This window comes from Variovorax sp. FG153, assembly GCF_057809595.1.
Map to the genome: position 1 here is coordinate 147,957 of NZ_JBMDKG010000016.1, position 6,794 is coordinate 154,750.

The 6,794-nt window shown below is 69.0% G+C and carries 7 protein-coding genes; all 7 read right to left on the minus strand.

Features of this window, described 5'->3' with window-relative positions; translation table 11 throughout:
• Positions 1-19: 19 nt before the first annotated feature.
• Complete coding sequence (locus ACODT0_RS19170) at positions 20-991, minus strand: tripartite tricarboxylate transporter substrate binding protein (RefSeq protein ID WP_489042016.1); 972 nt, start codon at positions 989-991, stop codon at positions 20-22.
• Positions 992-1,096: 105 nt separating this feature from the next.
• Positions 1,097-2,032, minus strand: coding sequence for a LysR substrate-binding domain-containing protein (locus tag ACODT0_RS19175; RefSeq protein ID WP_057595746.1), 936 nt, complete (start codon positions 2,030-2,032; stop codon positions 1,097-1,099).
• Positions 2,033-2,099: 67 nt separating this feature from the next.
• A complete protein-coding gene (locus tag ACODT0_RS19180; RefSeq protein WP_489042017.1) occupies positions 2,100-3,311 on the minus strand; it encodes a CaiB/BaiF CoA transferase family protein in 1,212 nt (403 codons plus the stop codon).
• A 46-nt stretch (positions 3,312-3,357) separates the two neighbouring features.
• Positions 3,358-4,164 carry an enoyl-CoA hydratase-related protein gene (locus tag ACODT0_RS19185; RefSeq protein WP_489042018.1) on the minus strand — a complete coding sequence of 269 codons (807 nt, stop codon included), beginning with the start codon at positions 4,162-4,164 and terminating at the stop codon, positions 3,358-3,360.
• A 103-nt stretch (positions 4,165-4,267) separates the two neighbouring features.
• Positions 4,268-5,245, minus strand: a complete 978-nt coding sequence (locus ACODT0_RS19190; RefSeq protein WP_057595749.1) for a branched-chain amino acid ABC transporter permease — start codon at positions 5,243-5,245, stop codon at positions 4,268-4,270.
• A gap of 10 nt (positions 5,246-5,255) precedes the next feature.
• The gene (locus tag ACODT0_RS19195) at positions 5,256-6,143 is read right to left on the minus strand and encodes a branched-chain amino acid ABC transporter permease (protein WP_057595750.1); all 888 of its coding nucleotides are present in this window, start codon (positions 6,141-6,143) and stop codon (positions 5,256-5,258) included.
• A gap of 4 nt (positions 6,144-6,147) precedes the next feature.
• Positions 6,148-6,794, minus strand: a 647-nt coding sequence (locus tag ACODT0_RS19200; RefSeq protein ID WP_489042019.1) for an ABC transporter ATP-binding protein, incomplete at its 5' end; no start/stop codon positions are given.

Consider the following 6,794-nt stretch of genomic DNA (forward strand, 5'->3'; position numbering starts at 1 on the left):
AGCTCGCTCGATCGAGCGCCTATTCGGGCTTGATCCCCTGCTCGCGCACCACGCGCGTGAACTGCACGATCTCCTGCGAAACCAGTTTGTCGAGCGCCTTGGGCGAGCCGCCGATCACGCGCCCGGCCTGGGTTTCCATGCGTGCCTTGACCTCGTTGTCGGCCAGGGCCGCGAGCGTGGCCTGGTGCAGCTTGTCGACCACGGCCTGCGGCGTGCCGTGCGGCACGAAGGTGCCGATCCAGGTGTCGGATTCGTAGCCCGGTACCGACTCCGCGATGGTCTGCACCTCGGGCAGCAGCGGCGAGCGCTCCTTCGAGGTCACGGCGATCGCCTTGAGCTTGCCGCTGCGGATGTGCGGCAGCGCGCCGCTCAGGGTGCCGAACACCGCGGGCACCTGGTTGCCCACGACGTCCGCGATCGCCGGTCCCGCGCCGCGGTAGGGAATGTGCTGCAGCGAGAGCTTGCCCATCGACTGCAGCAGCCCGCCCGCGAAGTGGCCCGGCGATCCGATGCCGCCGGTCGCGTACTGGCGGTACCGCGGATCGCGTTGGCCCAGCGCGATCCACTCCTTGAGATTGCTGGCCGGCACCGAGGGATGGACCGCGAGCACCTGCGGCAGCGCGCCGATCAGCGTGACACCGCGCAGGTCGCGCTCGGTGTTGAAGGGCAGCGAGGGGTACAGGGCCTGGTTGATGCTGTGCGAGGAGACGGTGAACAGCACCGTGTAGCCGTCGGGCGCGGCCTTCGCGACGTAGTCGGTGGCGATCGATCCGCCGGCGCCCGGCTTGTTCTCCACGATGACCGTCTGGCCGAGCTTCTCGCTCATCTTGGCGTTGAGCGAGCGCGCGATGGTGTCGGAGCCGCCACCCGGCGCGAAGGTCACGATCAGGCGCACCGGCTGGCGCGCGGGATAGTCGGGCTGCGCGCCCGCCAGCAGGGGCATGGCGATCAGCGCCCAGGATACGAGCCGTGTGGCCCTGAGGATGTTCATGGTGTCTCCGTCGATTTGTGCAGTCGACTGTAGGGACGGCCTCCCGAACTGAACACTACGAAATCCTGCTACCGGTATAGCGCCGAGCGATGGCGCCACGCACGCTCAGTTTCCGGCCACCAGTCGGGCCCCGTCCCAGCGGCGGGAGCGCACCAGCTCGCGCACCACGCTCACGATCAGTGCGTGCACGCAGGCGGCGGCGGGCTGCAACCGGTTCAGGCGCGAATGCGCGAGCGTCGCGCGGCGCACGATCTGCGGCTCGATCGGGGTCTGTCGCAGCAACTGCGCGGCGGCATGCCAGGCCAGCGCCGAATGCGGGATCACGGTGCCCGCGCCGCCCTGCGCGACCATCGCCAGCACGGTGTGGATCGAGCTCGCCTCGGCCTTGATCTGCGGCGCCACGCCCGCCTCGGCGAAGGCGCGGTCGACCAGGTCGCGCAAGGTGGTGACCTGCGTCGTGAGCATCAGCGGCACGCTGGCCACCGTCGGCAGGTCGATGCTGCGGCCCGCGCGCACCAGCGGCTTGCGGCGCGGCTGCACGAAGTACAGCGGCTCGTCCACCAGCGGCACCGCCTCGATGCCGGGCAGCGCCACGTCGTCGACCAGCACGCTGAGCTCGACGCGCTCGTTGATCAGGTGCGCCGCGAGGAAGGTGCTGGGGCTCTCGTAGACCTCGAGCACGATCTGCGGATGGCGCTCCTCGAGCGCGGCGATCAGCGGCCCGACCAGCACCATCGCGATGCTCGACGGCAGCCCGAGCCGCACGCGCCCGCTCAGGCCCGCGTCCGACGCCTTCACCACGTTCTTCGTGTCGCCCGCGAGCTTGAGGATCTGCTGCGCATGGCGGTACAGCGCCTGTCCCGCATCGGTCGGCGTGACGCCCTTGACGCTGCGCTGCAGCAGCTGGGTGCCGAGCTCTTCCTCGAGCTGGGTCATCTGCTGGCTCAGCGCGGGCTGGACGATGTGGACCAGCGCCGCCGCGCGCGAGAGCGAGCCGCTGTCGACGATCGCGACGAAGTAGCGCAGCTGGCGTATTTCCATGGCGAGAAGGGGTGATGGCTGCCCGGCGCGGGGGCAGGCCGATGGGGTGGAGAGGTGAGGTCCGAACTCAGCCGAGGCCGTGTTGACTCACGACCCCGTCGGCGAGCCAGGCGTCGATCCGCTCGCGACCATAGCCGAAATCCCGCAGCACTTCGACCGTGTGTTCCCCGAGCAGCGGTGGCGGCAGGCGCACGCTGCCCTCGCGCAAGCCGTCGATGCGCACCGGGTTGCCGACCTGCCGCATGGGCCCGATGACGGGATGCGTGAACTCCTCGACCAGCCCGCAGTGCCGCACCTGCGGATCGGCGAACACGTCGGCGATGTCGTTGATCGGCCCCGCGGGAATGCCCAGCGCGACCATCTGCGCGGTCCAGGCCGCGCGCGGCTGCGTGCGCAGGCGGTCCTCGAGCAGTTCCTTGAGCGCGATGCGGTGCTGCATGCGCGCCGCGTTGTTGACGAAGCGCGGATCCGACAGCAGCGCCTCCAGGCCGAGCAGGCGGGCGATCTTCACCCATTGCTCCTGCGTGGCGCCGCCGATGTTCAGCGGCCCGTCCTGCGCCTCGAACACGCCGTACGGCGCGATCACCGGATGCACGTTGCCCACCGGCGCCGGCACCTCGCCGAGCGACAGGTAGCGCTGCCCCTGCACGCTGAGCAGCCCGACCAGGCTCGCCAGCAGCGAGGTCTCGACCTTCTGGCCTCGGCCGCTGGCCTGGCGCTGGATCACCGCCGCCAGGATGCCCATGGCGGTCCACATGCCGGAGGTGAGATCGCCGATCGCCACGCCCACGCGCTGCGGGCCGGACTCGGGCGTGCCCGTGAAGCTCATGAAGCCCGAGAAGCCCTGCGCGATCTGGTCGAAGCCCGGCCAGTGGCCCTTGGGGCCGTCGCTGCCGAAGCCGGTGATGCTGCCGTGGATCAGCCCGGGGTTCAGCGCCATGAGCTCGGCCTGGCCCATGCCCATCTGCGCCATCACGCCGGCGCGGAAGTTCTCCACCAGGATGTCGGCCTTCGCTGCCATCTCGCGCACGATCGCCAGGCCCTCGGGGTGGCGGAAGTCCAGCGCCACGCTCTTCTTGTTGCGGTTGCCCGAGAGGTAGTAGACGCTGGTGTCCTCGGCGAAGGGTCCCCACTGGCGCACCATGTCGCCGTGCGGCGCCGGCTCGATCTTCACGACCTCGGCGCCGAAATCGCCGAGGATCATCGAGCAGAACGGGCCGGACAGCGCGCGCGAGAGGTCGAGCACGCGGAGGCCCGCGAGGGGCAGCGCTTGGGTCATGAGAGGTCTTTCTTGAGGGGCGATCGGCAAGGCGCCGGCCGGCGTGCTAGCGGCCGACGAATTCGGGACGGGTCTTCTCGCGAAAGGCGCGCAGTCCCGTGCGGTAGTCCTGCGTGTCCGCGAAGGCATAGCTCGCCAGGCGTTCTTCCCGCGTCACGGGACTCGGGTCTTCCATCAGGCGGCGCAGCTGCCGCTTGAGCGCGCGAACCGCCAGCGGCGCGCTCTGCGCGACGGCCTCGGCGGCCGCCTGGGCGCGCCGCTCGACATCCGCATCGTCGACCACGTCGGTCAGCAGGCCCTTGGCCCACGCGGTCTGCGCATCGAGCATGCGGCCTTCGAACAGCAGCTCGGCCGTGAGCGCGGGACCGGCGAGCCGGTAGAGCCATTCCATCTCGCCGAGCGCGAGCGGAAAGCCCAGCAGCCGGATCGGGATGCCGAGGCGGGCGCCACGGCCCGCGATGCGCAGGTCGCAGACCGAGGCGATCTCCAGGCCGCCGCCCGCGCAGGCGCCCTCGATCAGCGCGATCACCGGCACGGGCAGGTCGTGGATGGCGCGCAGGGCACCGGACACGCACTGCTCGTGGAACTCCGTCACCTGCTCGCGCGTGGCACGCACCTGCTCGAACTCCGAGATGTCGGCGCCGGCCGCGAAGTTGCCCGCCGCACCGCGCAGCACCACGCAGCGCAGCGTCTCGCTTTGCCGCAGGTCGGCGAACACCGCCTGCAATGCCTCCCACATCGCCACCGTCAGCGCATTGCGCCGGCCGGGGTTCTCGATGGTGACCGTGGCGATGAAGCCCGATTGCGACACCCCGATGCGGCCAGGGGCGCGAAGGCCTTGTTCTTCATTCATGTGGCACGGATCCTAGGGTCCGTGCGCGGCGCCGAAAACTACAAGGTATTGATACCACCATAGGTTTTTCTGATGGCATCGTCGTCCAGCACGCGCGGGCCGGCTACGGGCGGCGCCGCGCCATGAACGCCACCACCTCGCCCATGATCCCCTTGCGGAAGGCCAGCACGCACACCACGAAGATCAGGCCCGTGACCATGGTCACCGACTCGCCCAGCGTGTTGAACCACTCGATGGTGGTGATTCGCGCGAGCAGGCTGCCGAACTCGCCGAGCTTGTTCTCCAGCAGCACGACCACGGCCGATCCCACCAGCGGGCCCGACAGCGTGCCGAGCCCGCCCACCAGCGTCATCAGCACGACCTGGCCCGACGCGGTCCAGTGCACGTCGGACAAGGTGGCGAAGCCCAGCACCAGCGTCTTGAGCGAACCCGCGAGGCCCGAGAGCGCCGCCGAGATCACGAAGGCCAGCAGCTTGAAACGGCTGACGTCGTAGCCCAGCGAGAGCGCGCGCGGCTCGTTCTCCTTGATGCCCTTGAGCACCTGGCCGAACGGCGAATGGACGGTGCGCACGATCAGCAGGAAGGCCAGCACGCATACCGCGAGCGCGACGTAGTACATCGTGAGGTCGTCGCTCAGGTCGATGAGGCCGAACAGCTTGCCGCGCGGCACGCCCTGCAAGCCGTCCTCGCCACCGGTGAAGCGCGCCTGCAGCGCGACGAAGAACATCATCTGCGCCAAGGCCAGCGTGATCATCGCGAAGTAGATGCCCTGGCGGCGGATCGCCAGCGCTCCGAAGACCCAGCCGAGCAAGGCACCGGTGAGCGTGCCCGCGAGCAGTCCGAGCTCGGGCGTCAGGCCCCAGGCCTTCATGGCCTGGCCCGCGACATAGGCCGAGCAGCCCAGGAACGCCGCGTGCCCGAAGGACAGCAGGCCGGCGAAGCCCAGCAACAGGTTGAAGGCGGCCGCGAACAGCGCGAAGCACAACAGCTTCATCACGAACACCGGATAGGCGCCGAGGAAAGGCGCGAGCAGCAGCCCGGCGAGCAGCAGCGGATAGAGGACGAGAGAAATCTTCTTCATGACCGCGGACTCACTTTTCTTTGCCAAACAGGCCGGCCGGGCGCACCAGCAGCACGATGACCATGATCACGAACACGACCGAGGACGAGGCCTCCGGGTAGAACACCTTGGTGAGCCCTTCGATCACGCCCAGGCCCAGGCCGGTGAGGATGGCGCCCATGATCGAGCCCATGCCGCCGATCACGACGACGGCGAACACCACGATGATGAGGTTCTGTCCCATCAGCGGCGAAACCTGCATCACCGGAGCGGCCAGCACGCCGGCGAAGGCGGCCAAGCCGCAGCCGAAGGCATAGGTCAGCGTGATCATCAGCGGCACGTTGACGCCGAAGGCCTCGACCAGCCGCGGGTTCTCGGTGCCCGCGCGCAGGTAGGCGCCCAGCCGCGTCTTCTCGATCGCATACCAGGTGGCGAAGCACACGGCGAGCGAGGCCACGACCACCCAGGCACGGTAGTTGGGCAGCACCATGAAGCCCAGGTCGCTGGCGCTGGCCAATGCCGCGGGCGTGTCGTAGCTCAGGCCCGAGACGCCGTAGACCGAGCGGAACGCGCCTTCGATCAGCAGCGTGAGGCCCAGGGTGAGCAACAGGCCGTAGAGGTGGTCGAGCTTGTAGATCCAGCGCAGGAACAGGCGCTCGATCAGCACGCCGAGCAGGCCGACAACCAGCGGCGCCACGGCGAGCATCGCCCAGTAGCCGATGCCCAGGTAGCTCATCGCCATCCAGCTGAACACCGCGCCCACCATGAACAGCGCGCCATGCGCGAAGTTGATGACGTTGAGCAGCCCGAAGATCACCGCGAGCCCGAGGCTCAGGATCGCGTAGAACGACCCGTTGACCAGCCCCAGCAGCAATTGGCTCAGCAGGGCCTGCACGGGAAAACCAAAGACAGTCGTCATCGCCTCAGACTCCCAGCAATTCGTTGAGCACCGGCATCCTGGCTTCCAGATCCGCGGCGCCGAACTTCAGGGCGATGCGGCCGTGCTCCATCACATAGAAGCGATCGGCCAGCGGCGCCGCGAAGCGGAAGTTCTGCTCCACCATCACGATGGTGTAGCCCTTGGAACGCAAGGTCGTGATCATTCGCGCCAGCGCCTGCACGATCACCGGCGCCAGGCCTTCGGAGATCTCGTCGAGCAACAGCAGCTTGGCGCCCGTGCGCAGGATGCGCGCGACCGCCAGCATCTGCTGCTCGCCGCCCGACAGCCGCGTGCCCTGGCTGTGGCGGCGCTCCGCCAGGTTCGGGAACATCGCGTAGATCTCGTCGACCGACATGCCCTGCCCCGCGCCCTTGAGCTCCGGCGGCAGCATCAGGTTCTCTTCGCACGACAGGCTCGCGAAGATGCCGCGCTCCTCGGGGCAATAGCCGATGCCCAGGTGCGCGATGCGGTGCGTGGGCATCGCGATCGTCTCCCGGCCATTGACCTCGATGCTGCCCTTGCGCGCGCCGGTCAGGCCCATGATCGCGCGCAGCGTGGTCGTGCGGCCCGCGCCATTGCGGCCCAGCAAGGTGACGACCTCGCCCGGCTGCACGACCATGTCGACGCCAT

Coding starts and splice junctions, on each gene's coding strand:
- ACODT0_RS19185 (WP_489042018.1), bottom strand. CDS start 4,164: ATGAATGAAGAACAAGGCCTTCGCGCCCCTGGCCGCATCGGGGTGTCG.
- ACODT0_RS19190 (WP_057595749.1), bottom strand. CDS start 5,245: ATGAAGAAGATTTCTCTCGTCCTCTATCCGCTGCTGCTCGCCGGGCTG.
- ACODT0_RS19180 (WP_489042017.1), bottom strand. CDS start 3,311: ATGACCCAAGCGCTGCCCCTCGCGGGCCTCCGCGTGCTCGACCTCTCG.
- ACODT0_RS19170 (WP_489042016.1), bottom strand. CDS start 991: ATGAACATCCTCAGGGCCACACGGCTCGTATCCTGGGCGCTGATCGCC.
- ACODT0_RS19175 (WP_057595746.1), bottom strand. CDS start 2,032: ATGGAAATACGCCAGCTGCGCTACTTCGTCGCGATCGTCGACAGCGGC.
- ACODT0_RS19195 (WP_057595750.1), bottom strand. CDS start 6,143: ATGACGACTGTCTTTGGTTTTCCCGTGCAGGCCCTGCTGAGCCAATTG.